Genomic DNA, 23604 nt, shown 5'->3' with positions numbered 1-23604 from the left:
GGCGTCTGTGCGTCTGCTCGGCTGCTGGGCCTTGGTGCTCGAGCCTGATCCGCCGCTCATCGCCCGCGGCGACGACGACAGCACATGCCTTATCCGGCATATGCCCCTCTCCGACTAGATGTCGAGGAAGCGGACGTCGTTGGCGTTCTGCTGGATGAACTCCTTGCGGGACTCGACGTCCTCGCCCATGAGCATGGTGAAGACCTGCTCGGCCGCGGCGGCGTCCTCCATGGTCACCTGCAGCAGGGTGCGGTGCTCGGGATCCATGGTGGTGTCCCACAGCTCGGTGTAGGACATCTCGCCCAGGCCCTTGTAGCGCTGGATGCCGTTGTCCTTGGGGATCCGCTTGCCCGCCGCCTGGCCCTCGGCCATCGCGCGATCGCGCTCGGCATCCGAGTAGACGTAGTCGTGCGGCGCGTTCGACCACTTGATCCGGTACAGCGGCGGCTGCGCCAGGTACACGAAGCCGTGGTCGATCAGCGGGCGCATGAACCGGAACAGCAGCGTCAGCAGCAGCGTGGTGATGTGCTGACCGTCCACATCGGCATCGGCCATGAGCACGATCTTGTGGTACCGCGCCTTCTCGATGTCGAAGTCGTCGCCGATCCCCGAGCCGAAGGCCGTGATCATGGACTGGACCTCGGCATTGGACAGCGCACGGTCCAGGCGGGCGCGCTCGACGTTCAGGATCTTGCCGCGCAGCGGCAGGATGGCCTGATGCGCCGGATCGCGGCCCTGCACGGCGGAGCCGCCTGCCGAGTCGCCCTCCACGATGTAGATCTCGGACTTCGACGGGTCCTTGGACGAGCAGTCCTTGAGCTTGCCCGGCATGCCGCCGGACTCGAGCAGGCCCTTGCGCCGCGTGGTCTCGCGAGCCTTGCGCGCCGCCAGACGAGCCTGCGAGGCGCCGATGGCCTTGCGGATGATGTCCTTGGCGTAGTTCGGATTGCGCTCGATCCAGTCGCCGAACTCGTCGGCGACCACGCGCTGCACGAACGGCTTGGCCTCGGAGTTGCCGAGCTTGGTCTTGGTCTGGCCCTCGAACTGGGGGTCGCCGAGCTTGATCGAGATGACGGCCGTGAGGCCCTCGCGGACGTCCTCGCCGGTGAGGTTGTCGTCCTTGTCGCGCAGCAGCTTGAACTCACGGGCCTTGCGGTTGATCACCGTGGTCAGCGCCGTGCGGAAGCCCTCCTCGTGGGTGCCGCCCTCGTGCGTGTTGATCGTGTTCGCGTAGGTGTGCACCGACTCGCTGTAGGCGGTGGTCCACTGCATGGAGATCTCCACCGAGATGGAGCGCTCCACGTCCTCGGTCTCGAAGTCGATGATCTCGTCGTGGACCAGCTCGGCCTTCTTGCCGCTGTTGATGAAGCGGACGTAGTCCAGCAGGCCGTGCTCGTAGCAGTAGACGACCCGGCGGTGGCCGTCGGCGGTCACGCCCACGGTGTTCAGGGCCGGCGCCTTGGCGGTCTCCGCCGGGGCAGCCTCGGTCTGGGCATCCGGGGCCTGAGCGGTGGGGACCTCGGAGGCGTCCTGGCCCTCGACCTCGGTGATGATCTCGGTGCGCGCGGACTCGCCGGCGACCTCGTCGCCGGCGTCGTCCAGGCGCCGCTGATCGGTCAGGGTGATGCGCAGCCCCTTGTTCAGGAACGCCATCTGCTGGAACCGGGCCCGCAGGGTCTCGAAGTCGTACTCGACCGACTCGAAGATCTCCGCATCCGCCCAGAAGGTCTGGGTGGTGCCGGTCTCCTCGGTCTGCTCGCCGCGCTCGAGCTCGCCCTGGGGGCGGCCGCCGTCGGCGAACTTCATCCGCCAGACGTATCCCTGGCGGCGGATCTCCGTCTCCACGCGGGAGGACAGCGCGTTGACGACCGAGATGCCCACGCCGTGCAGACCGCCGGAGACGGCGTAGCCGCCCCCGCCGAACTTGCCGCCGGCGTGCAGGATGGTCATGACCACCTCGACCGTGGGCCGGCCCTGCGTGGGGTGCATGTCCACGGGGATGCCGCGGCCGTTGTCCGTGACGCCCACGCCGCCGTCGGCGCGCAGCACGACCTCGATGTGATCCGCGTGCCCTGCCAGGGCCTCGTCCACGGAGTTGTCGATGACCTCGTAGACCAGGTGGTGCAGGCCGCGGGGTCCGGTGGATCCGATGTACATGCCTGGGCGCTTGCGGACCGCTTCGAGGCCCTCCAGGACGGTGATGTCGCTGGCGCCGTAGCCGCCGTCGGTGCTCTTGTCCTCTGACACGGGCTGCTGGTTCCTCCTGATGGTCATGGCGGAGGCCGCGAGGGTCCTGGAGCACGGGGTCCGGGGGCGCATGCGGCACTCCCGACGACAGCGAGCGAGCGGGACGCACCGGAGCATTCGGGGGGCCGCGGGGTCTGCGCGCTCGAGCGCTGCGTCGATAATCCGGCCCCATCATACCGGATCAGCGCGATAGCCGGGTGCGATACGGCCTGAACACGCTGTCAGCGGGACGAGAACCCGCCTAGGAGTGCCTCCGGGGGTGCTTGCTGACCCGGAAGTCGTCTCAGGACGTGCTGAGCACTCTGCAGGCCATCCACGGGCTCGCCGCGGATTAGCCTCGGCAGGTGCCGGATCAGCCGTAGGTATCGCGGGGGCCTCGTCCGCGGATCGAGCGCCGGCCCTTGCGCCAGCTGGGCGCCGCCGGGCCCACGATGTCCAGGCGCGTGACGATCCCGGGGCCCAGGCGCTTCTCGATGGTCGTCAGCACCTGCGACTGCAGCATCCGCATGTTCGCCGCCTGCGCGGTCGAGGAGCAGCGCACGCGCAGCACGGTGTCCTCGAAGGACTCCGGGACGCAGTGCTCGGCCACGTAGGCCCCCACGAGCTCCGGCCACAGGGTCATGACCGACCCGACGGCCACCGGGGTGCGCCAGCCGCGCCCGGAGACCAGCCGGTCCATGACGCCGCCGATGCCCTGCGGATCTCGCGGCGAGGCTCCCGCACCCGAGTAGCCGCCCAGCTGGCGGGGGTCGCGCTCGGCATCGCGGCGACGGACCGGGCTGGCGGTGACGGCCTCCATGGCCGCGCCGAAGCTGCGCAGGTTGGCCTTGGCAGCCGCACCGTGCAGGCGCCCCTCGCCACGGGCCTCAGCGCCGCGGCGCACGCGCATCAGAGCGGCGGCGGCCGGATCGACGATGTCACGGTCGCGCTCGGAGCGCGGCTGCTGAGCGGGGATCATGGACGCTCGATCTGCCTGGGGCCCTCGGCATCGTCGCCGAGTCCGGAGGCAGAGCCCTGCGCCCCCGGCTCGACGACGGCCCTGCCGGGTGAGACCCGCACGAGCGTGAGTCCCGAGGCGGCCTCGAGCAGCTCCTGCGGGACATCCTCCTCCACAGCGGCGGTCACAAGGACCTGCTCAGCATCCGAGACCATCTCGGCCAGGCGACTGCGGCGCTGGGCATCCAGCTCGGCAAAGACGTCATCGAGGATCAGCACGGGGGATGAGCCCTCGGAGCGGTCGTCGTCCAGGTGCACGTACCAGGAGCCCAGCCGCAGGGACAGGGCGCAGGACCACATCTCCCCGTGCGAGGCGTAGCCGCGGGCGGGCAGGTCGCCGAGCTGGATCTCGAGCTCGTCGCGGTGCGGTCCCACCAGGGACACTGCGCGCTCGATCTCCTGGTCCTGGGTCTCGGCGCAGGCCTCGAGCATCAGCTCGCGCAGATCGGCGGTGCTGAAATGCGCCAGCTGATCGGCCCTGCCCTCGGCGGCCTCCGGGAGGATCGAGGAGCGATAGCGCAGCTGCGGCATCCGAGGGCCATCCGACAGACGGCCATAGGCCCGGCGGACTTCGGGCTCCAGCGCCAGGACGAGCTGCAGCCGCGCCTGCAGGACGGCTGCGCCGTAGGTCGCCAGCTGGTCGTTCCAGGCACTGAGAGTGGCCTCGTGGGCCTGGGTGAAGCGACCAGCCTTCCGCGCCGACCTCAGCAGGGCGTTGCGCTGTCGGACGGTCTTCTCGTAGTCCGAGATCACTCCTGCCAGGGCCGGTCGCATGGAGGAGCCCAGCACATCCAGGAACGTCCGCCGCCCGGAGGGCTCGCCCTTGATCAGAGCAAGGTCCTCCGGCGAGAACAGCACGGTGCGCAGAATGCCCAGGGCCTCCCGTGCGCGCACCGAGCCTCCGCGGTTGATGCGCACCGTAGGGGCTCGGCCCTCGGCCAGGGTGAACTCGAGGTTCGTGCGGTGCCCTGCCCGGCGGATCCCGGTGCGGATCATGGCGCGTTCGGTGCCGGCCCTGTGCAGCGGGGCATTGCCGCTGACGCGGTGCGACGTCAGGGTGGCGGCGTAGTCGATCGCCTCCACCACGTTGGTCTTGCCCACTCCGTTGGGCCCCAGCAGGACGGTGATCCCGGGGATCAGCTCGAGCTGGAGCTGCTCATAGCTGCGGAAGTCCGCCAGAGACAGCGAGTCGACGTGCACGCAGGCTCGGGACTCAGGAGCTCGGGAGACGGACCGGCATCAGCAGGTACCGGTAGGTGACGTCGTCCTCCCCGTCCTGCTCCTTCTGCGCCGAGAGCACCGCGGGCTTGGGCGGAGCGGTGAAGGAGAACCGCACGTACTCGGAGTGGAAGGCGTGCAGGCCCTCCGAGAGGTACGTGGGATTGAAGGCGACAGTGATGTCCTCGCCCTGCAGGTTCGCCTCGATGACCTCGGAGGCCTGGGCGTCCTCGCCGGTGCCTGCATCCAGAGCCACCTGGCCATCGTTGAAGGCCAGCCGCACCGGGGTGTTGCGCTCGGCCACCAGGGACACGCGGCGGACGGCCTCCACCAGCTCGGAGGTGCGCACCGAGGCGGTGATCGGCGTGGATTCAGGGAACAGCGAGCGGATCTTGGGGTACTCGCCGTCGATCAGCAGCGACGTGGTGCGACGGCCGCCGGATTCGAAGCCCACGAGCTCAGTGCTGTCCGACAGGGCGAGATTGATCTCGCCTGCGGGACCGAGGGTCTTGGCGACGTCGTTGAGCGTCTTGGCCTTGATCAGTGCAGCGGTCTGCAGCGAGCTGCTGTTCGGCCGCCAGGTGAGTTCGCGCATGGCCAGGCGGTAGCGGTCGGTGGCCAGCAGGGTCATCCGCTCGCCGTCGATCTCGATCCGCACGCCGGTGAGGATCGGGAGGGTGTCGTCCTTGGAGGCGGCGATGTTCACCTGGGCGACGGCCTGGGCGAACTCCGCGCCGTCGATGACTCCGGAGACCTCGGGCAGCCCGGGCAGCTCCGGGTAGTCCTGCACGGGCATGGCGGCCAGGTTGAAGCGCGAGGAGCGGCAGATCAGCGTCAGCTTCCCGTCATCGGTGATGACATCCACCGGAGCCGAGGGCAGCGAGCGGCAGATGTCGGCCAGCAGGCGGCCGGAGACCAGGGCCGTGCCCTCTTCCTCGATCTGGGCGTCGATGGAGACCCTCGAAGATATCTCGTAGTCGAATCCGGCCAGGGAGACCTGTCCATTCTCCGCCTTGAGCAGCAGGCCGGAGAGCACCGGGACGGGCGGACGAGGAGACAGCGACCGGGCGGTCCAGGTCACGGCCTCGGCCAGAACGTCGCGTTCGACGGAGAACTTCACGGTGGGGGCGCCTTTCGTTCGCAGATGCCGTCCGCGCGGCGTCCGGTGCGCAAGCCCGGACAGACGACGAGTGCATGCTATCGGCGCGCTGTGCCGTGTGCCATCCAGGTACCTGTTCCGGGGAGGCGGAAGTGCGCTCCGGGGCATGAGGTTCCTGTAATTCCAAGAATCTTCGAGGTGTGGAGCCTCGAGCCCGGGTCGAGGCTGCGGAAGAGAGGCCTTGCCACCGCGGCGGAACGTGTAATTACACGAGGGCGCCGGGCTCGGATCGGGCGTCGGGGCGTTCGTTGTCCGGCGAGGGGTATTCATGGACAGTAGTGTTCATAACCTCTGTGGATCTTGTGGAAAAGAGCTCGATCGGCTGATCTGACGCGGATCAGGGTTGTGGGCCGGCTGTGCACGGCCATCCACGGATCGCTTCCGGCCTGTGTAATCACATCCTTGTGATTCCGAGTGCGTGCACAGGCCGATCCCCTGATCTGCCGCGGCTGTCCACCGGCACCGCCGATCTCTCCACAGCGCTGTCCACAAGCGGTGGAATCGTGTCGTGCACAGCCCGTCCACAGGCCTTCCCACAGCTGTGGAGAACAGAGCTCCCGTCCCGCATCCAGGCCTCGCGGCCCTGTGGATGGAGTATCGAAGCACTCAGGCCCCGAGTCCGCTGGCGCGGGCCCGGGGCCTGAGGCTGGAGGTGGAGCGCAGCGCGTCCGCGCCGCGGGGTGATCAGCTGTGGCGCTGCTGCTTGATCCTGTTGGTCAGCTCGGTGACCTGGTTGAAGATCTGCCGACGCTCGGCCATCAGCGTGCGGATCTTGCGATCGGCGTGCATCACCGTGGTGTGATCGCGGCCGCCGAGCTCCTGGCCGATCTTGGGCAGTGACATGTCCGTGAGCTCACGCAGCAGGTACATGGCGATCTGCCGCGCCGTGACCAGTGTGCGGGTGCGCGACTTGGACTTCAGCTCATCCAGCGAGATATCGAAGTAGGCGGCCGTCTGGCCCAGGATCGTGGCCGCGGTGATCTCGCCGTCGTCATCGGTGATCAGGTCCTTGAGCACCAGCTCCGCCAGGGGCAGGTCCACGTCCTGCCTGTTGAGCGAGGCGAAGGCCGTCACGCGGATCAGGGCGCCTTCGAGCTCGCGGATGTTCGTGGAGATGTGCGAGGCGATGTACTCCAGGACCTCCGGCGGAGCCTGGGTGCCGTCGGCATCGGCCTTCTTGCGCAGGATCGCGATGCGGGTCTCGAGCTCGGGCGGCTGGACATCGGTGATCAGGCCCCACTCGAAGCGCGAGCGCATGCGATCGGCGAATCCGGTGAGCTGCTTGGGCGGCAGATCGGAGGTGATCACGATCTGCTTCTCGTGGTTGTGCAGCGCGTTGAAGGTGTGGAAGAACTCCTCCTGCGTGTGCTCCTTGCCCGCCAGGAACTGGATGTCGTCGATCAGCAGCATGTCGACGTTGCGGTAGATCTCCTTGAAGGAGGAGCCCTCGTCATCGCGGATCGAGTTGATGAAGTCGTTGGTGAACTCCTCGGAGTTCACATAGCGCACCGCGATGCCCGGGTAGAGCCGCTTGGCGTAGTGCCCGATCGCGTGCAGCAGGTGGGTCTTGCCCAATCCCGAGTCGCCGTATATGAACAACGGGTTATATGCCTTGGCCGGCGTCTCGGAGACGGCAAAGGCGGCGGCATGGGCGAAGCGGTTGGACTGGCCGATGACGAACGACTCGAAGACGTACTTGGGGTTCAGCCGTGCGCTCGAATCCCACTCGGCCGAGGCCGCGCCGGCGGTGCCGTGGTCCTCAGCGGCCGAACGGCCCTCCGGGGCCGCGGGGACGAAGGTGTCCTGATGGCCGGTCTCCTCGACCGAAGGCTCGGCGGCGGGCTGCGCGGAGGGATCCTCCTGAGGGCCGGTCTGCTCGGGGAGCGGACGACGAGCCGGCTCCGGCGACGCGGGCCTCGGTGCCGCCGGTCGCGACGACGGGGAGCGGAAGGAGTTCACCGCCCCGGAGTACTCGGAGCTCGTGGTGGACAGGGAATCCGCTGCGGCCTCCTCCGCAACGGCAGGCGGCGGTGCGGAATGTCCGCGCTCGGCCTCGAGCTCGCTCAGCGGCGGCAGCGAGGCGCGGGAGGCGGACTCGATCTCCTGCTCGGAGACCTCCTCCAGATCGGTGTCCACGACCAGTGCCACCAGGGTGTCCTTGCCGAACGAGTTCGTGACGGCCTGGTTGAACGCAGGCGCGATCTTGGACTGCAGGACCTCGCGGGTCAGCTCGTTCGGCACGGCGATCAGCAGTGTGGTGCCCATGAGGCCCCTGGGCTTCGCCAGTCGCAGGAACCCGCGGTGGCGCGGTGAGATCTGCGGATCCTCGGTCATGGCGCGGACGCATTCGGCCCAACGGGCGTCGAGCTCCGGGTTCTGCTGAGGACTCACGGTGGCGGGGACTCCGGGATTCGGGGGCGATGTCTGCTGCCGGGCCTGGCCCGGATGCGCTCGCGATCGGTCATCCACAGAGTTGTTCACAGCGGTGGACAGCCGCTCGGGGGTCGAGTGCGAGGGTCAGCCTAGAGCACGTCCGAAGCCGTGACCTAGCCTCGATCCGGGCTCATAGGAACTACAATCGTGTAGTTACACGAGCGAGAGTGCACCGTTGCTGGCAAGGGCGGGGATCCGGTTATCCACAGGAATTTCCGGAGGGCGTGCACAGCATGTGGGCAGGAGGCGATCGCCGAGGGTTCGGTTGACCGCCTCACTCGTCGCGCCTACAATCGATCAGTCCTGTGTCTGACCTGCGCCCGGTGCCATGCGCCTCGCGGCGGCACAGCCATCGACCACCACAGCGGTGGACCCCTTCCTCAGGCGGACGGCCTGCAGCGCGCTCGTGCACTTGCAACGGACAGCGTGCGCCGGACCCGCATCGGGCAGGGGCACGCCCGTCCTGCATCCGGAGAAGATCAATGAGCAAGCGCACGTTCCAGCCGAACAACCGTCGTCGCGCCAAGAAGCACGGCTTCCGCGCCCGCATGCGCACCCGTGCCGGCCGCGGCATCCTCGCAGCGCGTCGTGCCAAGGGCCGCGCCTCCCTCTCCGCCTGAGTCCTCTCGCCGCACTCGCGGCTCGGGTGAGTCCTGACTACTGCAGAGCCTCCCGGTCCGCAGACGCCGCCGAGATCGAAGGGGTGAGCGCGTGCTTCCCGCACAGCACAGGATGCGCACCTCCACGCACTTCGCAGCGACCACACGTTCCGGTGCCCGACAGGGGCGCCGGAACGTCGTCGTCTATGTGCGTGCCACGTCCGGGGACCAGCCGTCCCGGGCGGGCTTCGTCGTATCCAAGCGCGTCGGCAATGCGGTCTGCCGCAATCTCGTGAAGCGGCGGCTGCGTGAGCTCGTCGGGGCCACGCTGCAGAGCCGCCCGGTCGGCTTCGATGTCGTCGTGCGGGCCCTGCCGGCCGCCGCGGAGGCCGATTTCGCAGATCTGCGCCGGGACTGGGAATCAGCCTGGCGCAAGGCGGCCGGCAAGGCCGAGGTGCCGGCGTGAGCACCGCTGAGCGCACCGGCCACGAGACTGCCGTCCTGAGCGATGAGCAGCTCTGGGAGCAGGCGCCGTCGGACTTCGTGCGTCCCCAGGGCGCCGTCCAGGCCGTGTGGCTGCTGCCGCAGAACCTGATCATCGCGGGGCTGAAGCTCTACCGGATGCTCATCTCCCCGCTCTACGGGGACGTCTGCAGGCACTTCCCCAGCTGCTCGGCCTACGGCCTGGAATCGGTGGTTCGCCACGGAGCGGTCCGGGGCCTAGGTCTGACCGTGCGACGACTGCTCAGGTGCCATCCCTGGGCGGCAGGCGGGATCGACAGGGTGCCGCGGGGCGGCCGCCGGTTCTCCTCCGAGACTGAGCTGCCGCGGATCATCCTGCTCAACCACCCCACCCCGGCCGATCGCGAAGCCATGCTGACACCCCGCGATCCGGCACACGAGACCACGTCGGCGCACCAGCACGGCGCAGACCAGGCTGCCGCGCAGACGGCTCAAGGAGCTTCCTCACGATGAACATCTTCGACATCATCCTCTGGCCCTTCAAATGGGTTGTCTCGGCGGTCCTGTGGCTGTTCCACGAGCTGTTCACCCTGATCGGGCTGGACGCCGCGAGCGGCTGGACCTGGGTCCTGGCCATCGTCGGGCTGACTCTGGTCATGCGGACCCTGACCATCCCGCTGTTCCTGCGCCAGATCCGCTCCATGCGCGGCATGCAGGAGATCCAGCCGCAGATGGCCAAGCTGCAGGCCAAGTACAAGGGCAAGAAGGATCAGGTCTCGCGCCAGGCCATGGCCCAGGAGCAGATGGCCATGTACAAGGAGCACGGGGTCAACCCCCTGGCCTCCTGCCTGCCGATCATCGCGCAGATGCCGATCTTCTTCGGCCTGTTCCAGGTGCTCAACGGAGTGCCCCGGGCGGCGGCCGAGGACGACAGCATCCTGGTGCTGTCCTCGGACAAGATCCACCAGTTCTACGACGGCACCCTGTTCGGCGCCCCGCTGTTCTCCACGCTGCGCTCGCCCGGCGACGGCAACCACACCGCCACGATCATCATCGCGGCGCTGCTGGTCGTGGCCATGACGGTGACCATGTTCATCTCGCAGAAGCAGCTGGCGTCCAAGAACGTCTCGGAGGCCACCAAGAGCTCTCCGATGTACCGCCAGCAGCAGATGATCATCTACATCTTCCCGATCATCTTCCTGATCACGGGCATCAACTTCCCGATCGGCGTGCTCATCTACTGGACCGTGTCCAACCTCTGGTCCATGGGCCAGCAGTACTGGGTGATCCGCAACAACCCCACCCCCGGCTCGCAGGCCGAGCGCGAGCTCAACGACCGCCGCGCCGCCAAGGGCCTCCCCCCGGTCGGCAAGACCAAGGAGGAGCATGAGGCGGAGGTCGAGGAGGCTCGCGCCAAGGCGGCCGCCGGCCAGCGCCAGCAGCCCATGAGCAAGAAGCGCCAGAAGGCCAAGGGCGTCAAGGACCAGGGCCCGCTCGAGGCCTCGCGGGACGACACCCAGGCTGCGGAGGAGGCCCAGGGTCCGGTGATCAGCGGGGAGCCGACCAGCGGTTCGTCGTCGCCGATCTCCAAGGGCGCTTCAGGCGCGAAGAAGTCCGGCAAGGGCAAGAAGAAGTCCGGCTCCTGAGACCGGCCCTCTCAGCGCCGCTCGGGTCATACTGTCGAGACGGCTTCTGCACCACTTCCGTCAGGAGAGACGAATGAGCGAGAACCAGCACAGCGAGCAGGCTCAGGACACTGCGCCCGAGGGCGTGGAGGTCCAGGACCTCGAGCCCGGGCAGAAGGTCGATGCCTCGGCGGTCGTCGCCGGTGTGGACGTCCCTCAGGACCACGAAGCCGCCGAGACCCCCGCGGACCGCAGCGCCCTGGACGATGACGATCTCGATCCCCTCGTGGAGGAGGGCGAGGTCGCCGCGGACTACCTCGAAGAGCTGCTGGATCTCGCCGACCTCGACGGCGATATCGACATCGAGGTCCGGAACGGTCGCACCTACCTCTCCGTCGTGACGGAGGAGGAGGGCGACGACGGCCTCGACCTGCTCGTGGGCAAGGACGGCGAGGTGCTCGAGGCTCTCCAGGAGCTCGTGCGTCTGGCGGTGCTGGCCGGGACCGAGCAGCGCAGCCGTCTGGTGCTCGACATCGCCGGGCACAGGCTGGCCCGCGCTGAGCAGCTTCGGGAGCTGGCCCGTCGTGCCGTGCAGAGCGTGCGGGAGACAGGCGAGCCGGTGCACCTGGATCCCCTGAGCCCCTATGAGCGCAAGATCGTGCACGACGTCGTGGCGGAGGAGGGCATGCACTCCGAGTCGGAGGGCGAGGGCCCCGGACGCCATATCGTCGTCTCCGCGAACGGCTGAGCGATGACGCAGCAGCATTCGGGCGACTCCGGTGATCGCAGGGTGGGCGACGAGTCCGATGGGGCTGTCGCTCAGCCGGCGCCTGAGCTGCAGGGAAGGGAGGCCGCGGCGGCTGAGGAGCTGTTCGGCGACCGACTTGCCCTGGCTCAGCGCTATGTGGAGCACCTGGCCTCGTCGGGCATCGTGCGCGGACTGATCGGCCCGCGGGAGGCCCCGCGACTGTGGGGGCGGCACGTGCTGAACTGCGCTGTGGTGGAGTCACTGATCCCGCAGGCCGTCCGTGTGGCAGACGTGGGCTCCGGAGCGGGGCTGCCCGGTCTGTGCCTGGCGATCGCCCGGCCTGATCTGGAGCTGACGCTGATCGAACCGCTCGAGCGCCGGGTGACCTGGCTGAACGAGATCGGCCAGGATCTGCAGCTCGAGAACGTGCAGGTCCTGCGGGCTCGGGGCGAGCAGGTCGAGGAGCTTCCGGGCGGATCCACGCCGGATGTGGTCACAGCACGCGCTGTCTCCGCGCTCGGAGGGCTGCTCGATTTCACGCTGCCGCTGCTGCAGGGCTCAGGAGAGCTGCTGGCGCTCAAGGGGCGCACGGCGCAGCAGGAGATCGACAAGGCACGCAAGCAGCTCAAGCGGTACCGGGCGGCGCAGACCGAGGTGCTCACCGTGGGCGCCGAGCTGCTCGAGGAGCCGACCACGGTGGTGCGCGTGGTCCTGTGAGCCCTCGTCAGGGCGCTGTGCTGGGTCGACGGAGCCGGGAAGCGTCTTGGGTAGTGTGGGCTCCGTCAGCCGACCGCTGCGACACTGAATGTGATCTAAGTCACAAAGAACCGAGGAAGGCGACGTGATGACCCAGAACGACAGGCCTCACGGCTATGACTTCGGTCTTCCTCCGGATCCGATCTCCCAGGAATCGGCCGTGCAGCCGGACCGCGGATCTCGGATGAGAGCAGGACATGACCCCGGCGGGACTGCCGGGGCACAAGGCGCGGGAGACACCCCCCTCGGAAGGAAGCTCGTGGAAGAGAATCAGCGACGTCGCCGACTCGAGCACGTGCAGCTCCAGCGCCCCGAGCGCACGCGCGTGGTCACGGTCAGCAATCAGAAGGGCGGCGTGGGCAAGACCAGCACCGCGGTGAACTTGGCGGTCGGGCTGGCCAAGCAGGGTCTGAACGTTCTGGTGGTCGACAACGATCCGCAGGGCAACGCCTCCACCGCGCTGGGTGTCCCGCACAGCTCCGAGGTCGACGGTGTCTACGACGTTCTCGTCGATGAGATGGAACTGACCCAGGTGGTCGCACCTTCCCCCGAGTCGGAGCGCATCGTGGTGGCACCCGCCACGATCGATCTGGCCGGCGCGGAGATCGAGCTGGTCTCCATGGTCGCGCGCGAGCAGCGACTGTCCCGAGCTCTCGATCAGTACGCCAAGGACCGCGAGGAGCAGGGTCTCGAGCGGCTCGACTACGTGTTCATCGACTGCCCGCCGAGCCTCGGCCTGCTGACCATCAACGCCTTCGTCGCCGCGAGCGAGGTCCTCATCCCCATCCAGTGCGAGTACTACGCACTCGAGGGTCTGAGCCAGCTGCTGCGGAACATCGAGATGATCCAGAAGCACCTGAACCCCGATCTGGTCGTCTCCAGCATCCTCATGACCATGTACGACGGCCGCACAAACCTGTCGTCTCAGGTGGCCGATGAGGTGCGTGAGCACTTCCCGGAGCAGGTGCTGGAGACCATGATCCCCCGCTCCGTGCGGATCTCGGAGGCACCGAGCTACCAGCAATCGGTGCTGAACTACGACCCGCAGTCCACGGGGGCGCTGTCCTATCTTGAGGCCGCGGCCGAGATCGCGGCACGCGGAGTGCCGAAGGGCAAGTGACTGCCTTCTGATATCGGCATGATCCTGAGAGTCGAAACGGGCTCCGTTCCACGTGGAACGGAGCCCGTAGTACGTCCCAGACTGGCGCACAGTGCGGGTGCTGGACGCATCCAGTCTCGGGGCCATGACGTTGTTTCACGTGGAACATCGTGGTGGCAGTCGCGCGCCATGATGAATGACCACGGGTGACGAACAGCCAGGTGCAGGAGCAGGCCAGCCATGTGTCGGGGCGCAGCTGCCGATTGAGATCCTTCAGTGGCTGACTGGTGCTCGAGCCTCTGAATCGGTGCACCTCGATGCGGGACTGGCAGATGTCCGGCCGAGACAATGTCGGTGTTGGATGTCTCGCGTGGGCTGCTGAACTCAGGTGCGGTGCTCGGGTGTCGGGCTTGGTGCGATCGTCACTCAAGCACTACTGGCAGCGCTGTACTCGAGATTCGTCACCGAGAGTATGGGCTGAGTGACGGTATGAGGTATTCGCTTCGGTCCGGGACCAGTCCGCGCCAATTCACCTCCGTTTCACGTGGAACGCGTCATGGTGCCCGTAGTCGGTCATGTGGGGCGACAGCGGTTGGCCTGTCCAGGCTGGGTAGCTGGGTAGCTGGGTAGGTAGCTAGGTGTGAGGTGGCGAGATTCCTGGCACCCGAACTGAAGTGCCAGGCCTCATGACCACGAGACGCAGGCGGGTAGAGGGCACGGGCGTGTACCCGCTGAGCCGGTGGCATCGGCTCGGACGTTGGACTCGACGGGAGGGTGTCCTAAAGCAGGGCCCTACCGGGTGATGCGCTTCTGATTCCGATGGAACAGGGACGTCCGGCGCCATGCTGTGATGCCTCGTCTGCCTCGATGGTCAAGGCTCGTGAAATCTCGCACTCCCAGGCAGGGACCGAGGCAGCAGCTCGCTCTCTGGAGGTGCTTCGGGCGTGCTCACGGGCGCGCCGTCCACCGTGTTTCACGTAAAACATGCCCAGAGTCCCTTGTGCAGACCAGCCCCATGCCTCTCCGGGGGGACGCAGACTCCAGATATTTGGGCAGTGAACCGAGCCGGGGATGGATGTCGCCTCACAGCTGGCATCCGCTCCTGCATGTGAAACCGGGTAATGCCGGATATTTCGTGGAATCGTCAAGCTGGCGGCATGCGGTCTGCTGGGATCCTTGTGCGCACGACCAATCGCGATCCGTTGGCTAGTGGCTGGATGCAGTCAGCATGACTGCCCCGCTGCGGCATTCGGCGCCCGTCCGCCGGTCTGCGCGCACCGATTGTGGGTCATCGAACCGACTACTTGGCGGCATGACATGTGTGCACTAGAGCCGGTGAGATCTAGGTACTGACACGAGTCACATCGGACTGTCGAACCCGCGCCTCCAGGTGATGTTTCACGTGGAACAAGCCGGGGAACACTGCTATTCAGCCTGGCAGGGCGAGTGATCAGCCGGAGCCCCACGCGAATCACCCGCGAAACAGCATGATGTTCCACGTGAAACGCGCCAAACTGTGCCGCAGCTCCGTAGACTGTCGGGGTCGTCCAGTAGAGGAGTTGTTGTCCATGGCGGAGCGCAAGCGGGGTCTCGGGAGGGGTCTCGGGGCCCTGATTCCCAGTGCACCAGTCGAGCAGTCAGCGTCGGAGCCGACGGATCCCAGCACCATATCAGGCAGTGCGTCTTCCGCGTCTGCGCAGGGCGGTGCCTCGGCGGCGACGTCATCGCGGGCGGAACATGGCGGAGCGGCGGTGACGTCGCCGGCATCAGCGCCGGACCATACCGGAACTGAGAAGCCTCAGCGATCGAGCTCCAAGACACCCGTCTCCGCCTCTTCCCGCCCCAAAGCCAAGAGCCAGTCGGCAGATGCGGTCACTGCAGAAAAGGCAACCGCTGAGGGAGATGCTCCCGCGACTCAGCAGAAGTCGAACGGGTCCGGCAAGTCCTCGAAGAAGAAGGAAAAGACTGCCAAAGCCTCCGCAGAGGCCGCCGCAGTCACGCAAGAGGAGACCAAGCCGGCTGAAGACGCGGTGCGCGATGCCCCAGAAGGGCCCTCAACGTCGGAGACGGCCTCCGTTTCACGTGGAACGGCCGGACGTCGTCGAGCGATCTCAGCGAGTGCTCGCCAGAGTGCAATGAAGTCCCGTCTGGACATGGGTGCGGCGCTGCAGAATCGCGGTGGCAACAACCGCCCGTCGGACATGTTCTTCACGCCCACGCCGGCCTCAGCGGACACGGCTGATTCCCCTGATGAGGCGGCGGATCATCTGGAGTCAGCCGAGGAGCCCTCTTCTGTGGAACAGCAGGCGCCGCTCGAGACGGCTCCTGCTACGGCCGAGGCCTCGGCACCTGCATCGGCCAATGACTCGAATTCGGACGTTTCACGTGGAACGTCCCCGCTGGACGCAGCCGGGAGTGGGACCTCTTTTGTGGAAGCTTCGGGAACCGCTGAAGTGGCCCCTTCGAATACGGCTGAGACAGGCTCAGATCACGAGCCAGACAACGGTGATCTGGACCTCTCCGATCTGGCTTCGGTGCCTGGCGCCGCCTTCGCCGAAGTTCCCGTGGACAGCATCCACCCGAACCGGAAGCAGCCTCGCCAGGTCTTCGACGAGGACGAGCTCGCGGAGCTCGCCTACTCCATCGGTGAGCTCGGCGTGCTGCAGCCGATCGTTGTGCGGCCTTCTCGTGAGGCCGACGGCCCGCCTTATGAGCTGGTCATGGGCGAGCGTCGCTGGCGAGCAACTCAGCGCGCTGGCCTGGACACTGTGCCGGCGATCGTCCGCGACACCGCGGATGACGACCTGCTGCGCGACGCCCTTCTGGAGAACCTGCACCGCAGCCAGCTCAACCCGCTAGAGGAGGCTGCCGCGTACCAGCAGCTGCTCGAGGAGTTCGGTGCCACGCAGGAGGAGCTGTCACGGCGCATCGGACGGTCTCGGCCGCAGATCAGCAACACCCTGCGCCTGATGCGCCTGCCACCGCTGGTTCAGCGACGGGTGGCTGCGGGCGTGCTGTCGGCAGGACATGCCCGGGCCCTTCTGGCCCTGGAGGACCCGGCCGAGATGGAGCGGCTCGCCCAGCGCATCGTGGCTGAGGGGATGTCTGTGCGTGCTGCGGAGGAGGCGGCCTCGCTGTCCAAGCGCGGCAAGCCCGGACGCCGCCCCGCTGCCAGGGCTCAGGAGCGACACAGGGAGCGCCTGGACTACATCGCCGATGCCTTCTCGGACAAGCTGGACACCAGCGTGAAGATCAACCTGGGGGCTCGCAAGGGGCGGATGACGATCGAATTCGCCTCGGTGGAGGATCTCAACCGGATCATCTCCGTGCTGGATCCGCAGGCTCAGCAGTCCGACGAGAGCAACTGAGCATCAGGCGACGACAGGCTCTGCATGTGACCTAGATCACATGCAGAGCCTGTCTCGGTCTGCGGTCGCTCAGGCCTGTGGGCGCCGCGCGAGCTCACGGGCGATATCGGCGGTGCTGAGCGTCCCGGTGGGGTGATCCTGGGACGACTGGGCGAACATGCGCTGCAGCCCCACAGCGATGGCCTGAGCGATATGCGCTCGATACTCCCCGCGCTCCAGATCCTCGGACTCGTTCGGATTGGAGAGGTAGCCCATGTCCAGGAAGATCGTGGGGGCCGGCGTGGTGCGCAGGATGATCCACTGACGGCCGTGGCATCCGAGATCCAGGGCACCGGTCCGTGCCACCATCTCGCGCTGGATCAGCGAGGCCCCGCGCTGCCCGATCGGGGACAGCGCCTCCTGCTGGGGGTAGGAGTCCCCCCAGAAGTAGGAGGCCACACCGGCGGCGCTGGGCGAGCGGTTCCAGTCGCAGCCGAGCACGACCACCACGGGCTGCTGGAGGCCCTCCAGGGCCTTGTGGAGGCTCTCAGCAGTCTCCACCGCGGTGCCGTCGGGGGCTCGCAGCGGCTGATCGGTCACGACGACCGGATGGGCGCCGATGTCTGTGAGCAGCTCATGGGCTCGTGCGGCGACATCCAGGGAGAGCCCGCGGCTGCGCTGCCGGTCTGAGGCGGGAGCCTCCGCGGGGCTAGGGTGCTCGCCGATCATGGAGCTGGGCACCAGGACGATGCTGCGCGAGCGGACGGCGCCGTTGGCGGACTCCAGGTTGTGGAAGTCGCGCAGGGAGAAGGCCTTGGAGTTCGTGATGTTCTTGTTGATCCGCGCCAGCGCCTCGATGGTGCGGTGATCCACCCGTCCGGTGCGCTCCAGGCCCAGGCTCTGCTGCAGCTCAAGGACCGCGAGATGGGTCTTCTCCTCGAAGGAGCCGTTGAGGTGCCCGTAGTAGAGGCCCAGCAGGGACAGATTGTGCTGGAGCCGCTCGACGTCGTCGCCGCGCATGGGCTCCTGGCGGTCCCACTGCAGCGGGCGGTCCCCCAGGGTGTACTGCGCCTCGCTGAGGCTGCGCTCGGTCTCCGGGCCCACTGTGCCGTCGACGATGAGCCCTCGGCTCTGCTGGAAGGCCTTGACCGCTGTCTCCAGCGCAGCGTCGAACTCGGTGGCCTGAGGACCGTTCAGCTCGGTGTCCTGGGGCAGCTGGCCGGCGCGCATGAGGCGCTCGCGCAGGACGCGCACGCGGCGGTCGCTGTGGCCGCGGCTCAGGGAGGCGGCGGAGGAGTCGGACATGGAGACCTTACGGAGTCGTCGACGGAGGAAATGCCTTGAATACTAGAGGTACGCGGTGCGTGAGTGCACCTCATCGGAGGCAGGCAGCACGCCGACGGCCCCCGGTGAGGCCGCAGCTGCGAACTGACCGGGGGCCGTGGGGTGAGTGAGCGGATCAGGCGCCGAGGAACTCGGCGAACTCCTTCTCCAGCGCCGACTTGGGCTTGGCGCCGATGGACTGCTTGGCCACCTCGCCGTTGTGGAAGACGTACACGGCCGGGATCGACGTGATGCCGTACTTGGCCGCGATGGCCTGGTTGTCGTCGACGTTGACCTTCACGACCTTCACGGAGTCGTGCTCCTCGGCGATCGAGTCGAGGACCGGGCCGACCATGCGGCAGGGACCGCACCATTCGGCCCAGAAATCGACGATGACGGGCTTGTCGGACTGGAGGACCTCGGCCTCGAAGTCGGACTCGTTGACGGCTGCTGCGTTGCTCATGGTGTGCTCCTTCTGGGGTGGTGAGGGTCTGTGGGAGGGCCTGGGATCAGCCGGCGCGGGCGTCCAGGTAGTGCCCGGCGTCGATCGCCGCGGCGCAGCCGGAGCCGGCGGCCGTGATGGCCTGCTTGTAGGTGGGATCCAGGACGTCGCCGGCGGCGAAGACGCCCGGCAGCGAGGTCCGGGACGAGCGGCCGTCGACCTGGACGGTGCCGTCGGGATCGATCGCGAGCTGGTCTGCGAACAGGCCGGTGCGGGGATCGGCGCCGATCGCCACGAACAGGCCGGTCACCGGAAGCGCGGAGGCCTCCTGCGTGACGGTGTCTCGCAGGGTCAGCTCCTCGACCTTGGACTCGCCCGAGATGCCGAGGACCTCCTTGTTCCAGAGGATCTCGATCTTGGGGTCCTCGAAGGCGCGCTGCTGCATGATCTCGGAGGCGCGGAACTCGTCGCGGCGGTGGATGATCGTGACCTTGGAGGCGAACTTGGTCAGGAACGTGGCCTCCTCGATCGCGGAGTCCCCTCCGCCCACCACGGCGATGTTCTGCTCGCGGAAGAAGAAGCCGTCGCAGGTGGCGCACCAGGAGACGCCGTGGCCGGACAGCCGCTTCTCGTCCTCCAGGCCGAGCTCGCGGTAGGCGGAGCCGGTGGCGAGGATGACGGCCTTGGCCCGCAGGACCTCGCCGCCCTCCACCGTGATCTCCTTGATGTCGGCGTCGAGCTTCAGGGACAGTGCGTCCTCGTAGCGGACGTCGGCGCCGAAGCGCTCAGCCTGGGCCTGCATGGTGCCCATGAGCTCGGGGCCCATGATGCCGTCCTGGAAGCCGGGGAAGTTCTCGACCTCGGTGGTGTTCATGAGCTCGCCGCCGGCGGTCACGGACCCGGCCAGGACGATCGGCTTGAGGTTCGCACGAGCCGCGTAGATGGCAGCGGTGTAGCCGGCCGGGCCCGAGCCCACGATGACGATCTCGTGCACCGTGGCGCTCGGGTCACCCGCCTCGGCCTCCGCGGCCTGCGGGGCGCTCGAGGAGAGGTCGAGGCTGATCGCGGGGCTGAAGTCTGGGCTCACGTTCGCAGTCCTTCTTCCTTCGTGTGCGGTGCTTGCGGCCCGACGGCTGCCGGGCGGAACAGGTGCGGACCGTGCGCGCCGGTCGGCGCTGTGATCCATCGTCTGTCCCGCATAACCGGGAGGGCCGCGGGACTATTCCGGCAACCGTGGCAACCTGACTTGACGGCCCGTCAGCGCATCATGGGCGGCGCAGGGTTCAGGAGACCTCGATCTCGGCGATGCGCAGACCGTAGGAGTAGTCGGCGATCGGCTCCTCGACGTTCGGCAGCTCGGTCCACTCGATGATCAGATAGGAATGATCGTCCTCTGCGGCCTCGTCGGAGAGCTCCACGGTGGTCTCGGGGCTGTCGAACGAGCCTTGGCCGATCTCCACGGCACCATCGAGCGACGGGCTGTCCGAGGCGTAGACGGTGAACGCGCCGCCCGTGCCGCTGTCCTGCCGGATCGTGAGCTCGTGCATGGGGGTGGGCTCCTCGAAGCGCACCGCCAGGGCCACGGAGGACACGAGCTGGCCAAAATCGGCCCCGGTGAAGCCGTAGCTGACCCAGGTGGTCTCGGGATCGCCGTCGATGGTCTGGTTCAGGGCGGAGTCCTGATCGGCCATGAGGGTGGGGTTGTCCGGCACCAGGCGCGTGACGGTGGTGGGGGCTGCGACCTGCTGCTGAGTGGGCGAGGCGGAGGCAGAGGCGGACGCGGAGGCCTTGTCCCGCTCCGGGCCGAAGACCTGTCCGGAATCGAAGATCCTGCCCAGACCGCCGAACACGATGCCCGCGCCCACGAGGATCAGCAGCAGGAGCAGCACGAAGATCAGCGCGAGCCGGCCCTTGCCGCCGGACCGGCGGGACTGAGAGCTGCCTCCGGCGGACGAGCTGCCTCGGGAGGTGGAGGCGGCCGCTGCGCCGGAGCCTCGGGAGGACGGCGACTGCTCGGCCTTGGGCCGCGATGAGCCACCGGGGGCGCCCTGATAGTCGTATTCGTAGGAGTCGAAGCGGTTGTCGCCGTCGTAGCTGGGGTCGATCGACCCGCTGGCTGACTGCGTGCGCTGCTGCGGCTCCGTGCCGCGGCCCGCGGCGGCGCGGTCGAACAGCGTGGCGCGGGTCGAGGCCTCGGAGGCCCGCCGCGGGCGGCCCAGGCGCTTCTCGACCTTGGGCGCGGCCGGGGCCGTCTCGATGTCGTCCTGATCGTCCCAGCGCCCGAAGTCCTGCTCGGCGGTGTCCTCGTACTCGGGGGCATCCGGCTCGCCGTCGTCGAGGATGTAGGCGCCGGCCGAGCTCGAGGAGCGGGGGCGGCCGAAGATGTCGTCGGAGAGGGTGTCGTCGTCCACGGTGCCCGGCTCGGCCAGCAGCTCCTCGAGCAGCACCGCGGGAGCGGCGAACGAGGTCACCAGGTACGGCGTGGCTCCGGACTGGCCGAGGTCCAGGATGTGCAGATCGGCATCCACGGCGCCGATGGCCATGGTGCGCGCGTTCTCGACCACGCGGGCCGTGTGCGCCTCCGACGGCACGAGGATGGTGACCTCGCGGCCGAGGATCTGGTCCTTGCCGCCGAGCACGTGATCGCCGTCGGAAGTGGTCTGCACCTCGTCGAGGACGATGTAGCGACCACCCAGGACGGTGCCGAGGCTGATGGGCTGGGCCACGAGGTCTCCTGTGGATCTGCGGGTCCGCCGCAGTCAGCGGCAGAACGGGGTAGGGAGCGGCGGGTCAGTCGCAGTGTACTCGGGGGTCCATGCGAGCCGATGAGGACCTCAGCGGCGCAGGCGCGCCGTGAGGGGGGCCATCAGCTCGGGCAGCTCCTTGAGCTTGAACACCTTGAGCATGAACAGGTAGATCACGGCGCTGACGAGACCGCCGATGGCGAGGGTGCCGATGGCGCTGAGCTGCGAGGACCACGGCCAGCCCTCGGGGTCCCAGCCGCCCATGGCGTACAGGACGACGGTCGCCGCGACGGCGGTGACGAGAGCAGCGGCGATCGCGCGGATGTGGGTGTCGATGACCTCGGCGGTGCGGTAGTCGCCGATCGTGCGCACCGCGATCACGTGGTACAGCAGCGTCATCAGGATGTTCTGCCCGGCGTAGCAGGCGGCCACGGCGAAGACGACCAGGTGCGGAGGCATGGTCTGGCTGATGATCACCGCGGCCGCGACCGTGAGGATCGAGACAGCCAGCTGGACCATGAACGGGGTGCGCGCGTCCTCGCGGGAGTAGAAGAGGCGGCCGAGCATGAACGCCGTGGTCATGAACGGGGCGCCGATCGCGATCACCGCGAAGACCTGCCCGATCACCGCACCGGACTCGGGGACGCCGCCGGAGAAGAGCATGCCCAGCGGGCCGGCGAACACGATCATGGCCATCGTGCAGAAGATCGTGGCGATGCCCGAGTAGCGCAGGGCCTGGGACAGCGAGGCCTTGAGGGTCTCGTCGTCGCCCTGGGCGGAGGCCGCTGCCATGGAGTTGAACAGGACCGTGGCGATCGACAGGCCGATGACGCCGTGGGGCAGCGAGTAGAGCATGGCCGCCTGGTCCAGCGACGCGCTGCCGGCGATGTGCTGCGGCGGGTCCATCTGAAGGTACTGCTCGCGGAAGCCCGTGGGGATCGAAGCGGTGCGGGTCAGGGCGAGGAACGCGAGGTTGGCGACGACGCCCGTGGCCAGCGTCCACACCGAGAGCTTGGCCGCCTGGGAGAGCCCGATGCCGCGCCAGCCGAACTTGGGGCGCAGGCCCAGGCCGAGGCGCTGCAGCGGCCAGAACAGGGCGACGGCCTGCAGCGCCACGCCCAGGGTCGTGACACCGGCCAGCAGCAGGGTCTGGGAGCTGGTCCAGGATTCGAGCGAGTGCTCCGCCTGGGCGAAGCTGCCGAACTGCCGGATGAAGATCAGCAGGCCGGCGATCGCCACGATGTTGTTCACGACGGGCGCCCACATGTACCAGCCGAAGGCGCCCTTGGCGTTGAGCACCTGGCCCACGACCGTGTAGAGGCCGTAGAAGAAGATCTGCGGGAAGGTGAACAGCGCGAACGTGGTGCCCAGGGCGAGCTGCTGATCCGACCAGTCCTGGGTCATGACCCGGATGATCGGCACCGTGCAGGCCACCACGACCAGCGTGATGCCTGCCAGGGCGATCACTGCCAGGGTCAGCAGCCGGGAGATGTAGTCGGCGCCGTCGTCGGAGGAGGCCTTGGAGGCCTTGATCACCTGGGGGACCAGCACCGCGTTGAACACACCGCCGGCCACCAGCACGTAGATGTAGTTCGGCAGGTTGTTCGCGATCTGGAAGATGTCGGCGACCGAGGTCAGCGAGCCGATCGCGACCGTGATGAGGATGGTCTTGACGAAGCCCAGGATCCGCGAGACGAGCGTGCCGGAGGCCATGATGGCGCTGGACATGGCACCGGATCGAGCCACGTGGTCTCCTTCGAGGACGTCGGGCGCCGAGGGCCGCCCGTGCTGGGGCCGGGCAGCCTGTGGGAAGGCGCCCGAGGGGAGGTCAGAGCTGGTGGATGATGAACTCGCGGGCGATATCCGCGATGCGCCGTTCATTGGGGAAGGACAGGCGGCGCCCGAGGTCGTCGATCTTGACCCACGCGACATCCACGGCCTCGTGATCGGGGTCGTTCTCGGTGGTCAGCTCGCCGCCCACCGCCTCCAGGAGGAAATGGTGCACGGTCTTGTGGATGCGGTGCCCGGAGACGGAGAACCAGTAGTCGATGCTGCCCAGCGGAGAGATCACCCTCCCGGCGATCCCGGTCTCCTCCTCGATCTCGCGGACCGCGGCGACGCCGTCGGTCTCCTGGTTCTCCGGGTGCCCCTTGGGCAGGCACCACTCGAGGCGGCCACCGCGGTTGATCCGGGCGATGATCGCCACCGGCAGATCCGGTGAGTCGAAGTCGACGACGATGCCGCCGGCCGAGACCTCTTCCACCGTGGGCAGCGCAGCGACGGGCCCGGAGGGCCGTCTCTTGGGTGCGCTGGGTACGGGGAAAGCCATGCGCTCAACACTAACGGCTCAGTCTGGGAAGAGGTGGAGCCTCCGACGTCCTCGGGCGCACAGCGACGCGCCCCGAC

19 protein-coding genes are annotated in these 23604 nt (G+C 67.9%); 8 read left to right on the top strand and 11 right to left on the bottom strand.

Annotated features, from left to right (window positions below):
• Positions 1-114 precede the first annotated feature (114 nt).
• The 5 genes from gyrB to dnaA all read right to left on the bottom strand — a co-directional run bounded on the left by gyrB (position 115) and on the right by dnaA (position 8011).
• Entirely contained in the window at positions 115-2274 is a 2160-nt protein-coding gene (gene gyrB / locus M3E84_RS01085; protein WP_259894088.1) for a DNA topoisomerase (ATP-hydrolyzing) subunit B, read from the bottom strand.
• 325 nt (positions 2275-2599) lie between these two features.
• The gene (locus M3E84_RS01080; protein WP_259894086.1) at positions 2600-3205 is read right to left on the bottom strand and encodes a DUF721 domain-containing protein; all 606 of its coding nucleotides are present in this window, start codon (positions 3203-3205) and stop codon (positions 2600-2602) included.
• On the bottom strand, positions 3202-4443 hold the full coding sequence (gene recF, locus M3E84_RS01075; RefSeq protein ID WP_259894084.1) for a DNA replication/repair protein RecF: 1242 nt from the start codon (positions 4441-4443) through the stop codon (positions 3202-3204). The genes M3E84_RS01080 and recF overlap by 4 nt, the downstream gene beginning before the upstream one ends.
• A 13-nt stretch (positions 4444-4456) precedes the next feature.
• Complete coding sequence (dnaN, locus tag M3E84_RS01070) at positions 4457-5581, bottom strand: DNA polymerase III subunit beta (protein WP_259894082.1); 1125 nt, start codon at positions 5579-5581, stop codon at positions 4457-4459.
• Positions 5582-6304: 723 nt separating this feature from the next.
• On the bottom strand, positions 6305-8011 hold the full coding sequence (gene dnaA, locus M3E84_RS01065; protein ID WP_259894080.1) for a chromosomal replication initiator protein DnaA: 1707 nt from the start codon (positions 8009-8011) through the stop codon (positions 6305-6307).
• A 524-nt stretch (positions 8012-8535) separates the two neighbouring features.
• On the opposite strand from dnaA, the gene rpmH reads away from it, so the two are divergent.
• From rpmH to M3E84_RS01025, 8 genes are all read left to right on the top strand, one after another.
• On the top strand, positions 8536-8673 hold the full coding sequence (gene rpmH, locus M3E84_RS01060) for a 50S ribosomal protein L34 (RefSeq protein WP_259894078.1): 138 nt from the start codon (positions 8536-8538) through the stop codon (positions 8671-8673).
• A gap of 91 nt (positions 8674-8764) precedes the next feature.
• Complete coding sequence (gene rnpA, locus M3E84_RS01055) at positions 8765-9118, top strand: ribonuclease P protein component (RefSeq protein ID WP_259894076.1); 354 nt, start codon at positions 8765-8767, stop codon at positions 9116-9118.
• Positions 9115-9627, top strand: coding sequence for a membrane protein insertion efficiency factor YidD (gene yidD, locus M3E84_RS01050; protein ID WP_396415528.1), 513 nt, complete (start codon positions 9115-9117; stop codon positions 9625-9627). The genes rnpA and yidD overlap by 4 nt, the downstream gene beginning before the upstream one ends.
• The gene (gene yidC, locus M3E84_RS01045; protein ID WP_259894075.1) at positions 9624-10760 is read left to right on the top strand and encodes a membrane protein insertase YidC; all 1137 of its coding nucleotides are present in this window, start codon (positions 9624-9626) and stop codon (positions 10758-10760) included. The genes yidD and yidC overlap by 4 nt, the downstream gene beginning before the upstream one ends.
• 73 nt (positions 10761-10833) lie before the next feature.
• Complete coding sequence (locus tag M3E84_RS01040; RefSeq protein ID WP_259894073.1) at positions 10834-11487, top strand: R3H domain-containing nucleic acid-binding protein; 654 nt, start codon at positions 10834-10836, stop codon at positions 11485-11487.
• A 3-nt stretch (positions 11488-11490) separates the two neighbouring features.
• Positions 11491-12204, top strand: a complete 714-nt coding sequence (rsmG, locus tag M3E84_RS01035; RefSeq protein WP_259894072.1) for a 16S rRNA (guanine(527)-N(7))-methyltransferase RsmG — start codon at positions 11491-11493, stop codon at positions 12202-12204.
• Positions 12205-12502: 298 nt separating this feature from the next.
• Positions 12503-13363: a ParA family protein gene (locus M3E84_RS01030; protein ID WP_259894070.1), complete on the top strand. Its 861-nt coding sequence runs from the start codon at positions 12503-12505 to the stop codon at positions 13361-13363.
• A gap of 2132 nt (positions 13364-15495) precedes the next feature.
• Positions 15496-16710: a ParB/RepB/Spo0J family partition protein gene (locus tag M3E84_RS01025; protein WP_259894097.1), complete on the top strand. Its 1215-nt coding sequence runs from the start codon at positions 15496-15498 to the stop codon at positions 16708-16710.
• Positions 16711-16779: 69 nt separating this feature from the next.
• On the opposite strand, the gene M3E84_RS01020 is transcribed toward M3E84_RS01025, so the two are convergent.
• The 6 genes from M3E84_RS01020 to M3E84_RS00995 all read right to left on the bottom strand — a co-directional run bounded on the left by M3E84_RS01020 (position 16780) and on the right by M3E84_RS00995 (position 23527).
• On the bottom strand, positions 16780-17994 hold the full coding sequence (locus M3E84_RS01020) for a peptidoglycan-binding protein (RefSeq protein WP_259894068.1): 1215 nt from the start codon (positions 17992-17994) through the stop codon (positions 16780-16782).
• Positions 17995-18148: 154 nt separating this feature from the next.
• A complete protein-coding gene (gene trxA, locus M3E84_RS01015; RefSeq protein WP_259894066.1) occupies positions 18149-18475 on the bottom strand; it encodes a thioredoxin in 327 nt (108 codons plus the stop codon).
• A 46-nt stretch (positions 18476-18521) separates the two neighbouring features.
• Entirely contained in the window at positions 18522-19541 is a 1020-nt protein-coding gene (gene trxB, locus M3E84_RS01010; protein ID WP_259894064.1) for a thioredoxin-disulfide reductase, read from the bottom strand.
• Between the two features lie 196 nt (positions 19542-19737).
• Entirely contained in the window at positions 19738-21180 is a 1443-nt protein-coding gene (locus M3E84_RS01005; RefSeq protein WP_259894063.1) for a hypothetical protein, read from the bottom strand.
• Positions 21181-21288: 108 nt separating this feature from the next.
• On the bottom strand, positions 21289-22944 hold the full coding sequence (murJ, locus tag M3E84_RS01000) for a murein biosynthesis integral membrane protein MurJ (protein WP_259894062.1): 1656 nt from the start codon (positions 22942-22944) through the stop codon (positions 21289-21291).
• Between the two features lie 82 nt (positions 22945-23026).
• Entirely contained in the window at positions 23027-23527 is a 501-nt protein-coding gene (locus M3E84_RS00995; RefSeq protein WP_259894060.1) for an NUDIX hydrolase, read from the bottom strand.
• Positions 23528-23604: the final 77 nt, after the last annotated feature.

Source organism: Kocuria sp. p3-SID1428, from assembly GCF_025149945.1.
In the GTDB taxonomy this organism is placed as follows: domain Bacteria; phylum Actinomycetota; class Actinomycetes; order Actinomycetales; family Micrococcaceae; genus Kocuria.
The sequence above is the reverse complement of the archived record's forward strand: the minus strand, read 5'-3'. Positions and strand labels throughout refer to the sequence as shown.

Bases quoted from the DNA above. Each gene is read 5' to 3' on its own strand.
- gyrB (WP_259894088.1), bottom strand. From the start codon at position 2,274: ATGACCATCAGGAGGAACCAGCAGCCCGTGTCAGAGGACAAGAGCACC.
- M3E84_RS01080 (WP_259894086.1), bottom strand. From the start codon at position 3,205: ATGATCCCCGCTCAGCAGCCGCGCTCCGAGCGCGACCGTGACATCGTC.
- rpmH (WP_259894078.1), top strand. From the start codon at position 8,536: ATGAGCAAGCGCACGTTCCAGCCGAACAACCGTCGTCGCGCCAAGAAG.
- yidC (WP_259894075.1), top strand. From the start codon at position 9,624: ATGAACATCTTCGACATCATCCTCTGGCCCTTCAAATGGGTTGTCTCG.
- M3E84_RS01040 (WP_259894073.1), top strand. From the start codon at position 10,834: ATGAGCGAGAACCAGCACAGCGAGCAGGCTCAGGACACTGCGCCCGAG.
- rsmG (WP_259894072.1), top strand. From the start codon at position 11,491: ATGACGCAGCAGCATTCGGGCGACTCCGGTGATCGCAGGGTGGGCGAC.
- M3E84_RS01025 (WP_259894097.1), top strand. From the start codon at position 15,496: ATGGGTGCGGCGCTGCAGAATCGCGGTGGCAACAACCGCCCGTCGGAC.
- M3E84_RS01020 (WP_259894068.1), bottom strand. From the start codon at position 17,994: ATGTCCGACTCCTCCGCCGCCTCCCTGAGCCGCGGCCACAGCGACCGC.
- trxA (WP_259894066.1), bottom strand. From the start codon at position 18,475: ATGAGCAACGCAGCAGCCGTCAACGAGTCCGACTTCGAGGCCGAGGTC.
- M3E84_RS00995 (WP_259894060.1), bottom strand. From the start codon at position 23,527: ATGGCTTTCCCCGTACCCAGCGCACCCAAGAGACGGCCCTCCGGGCCC.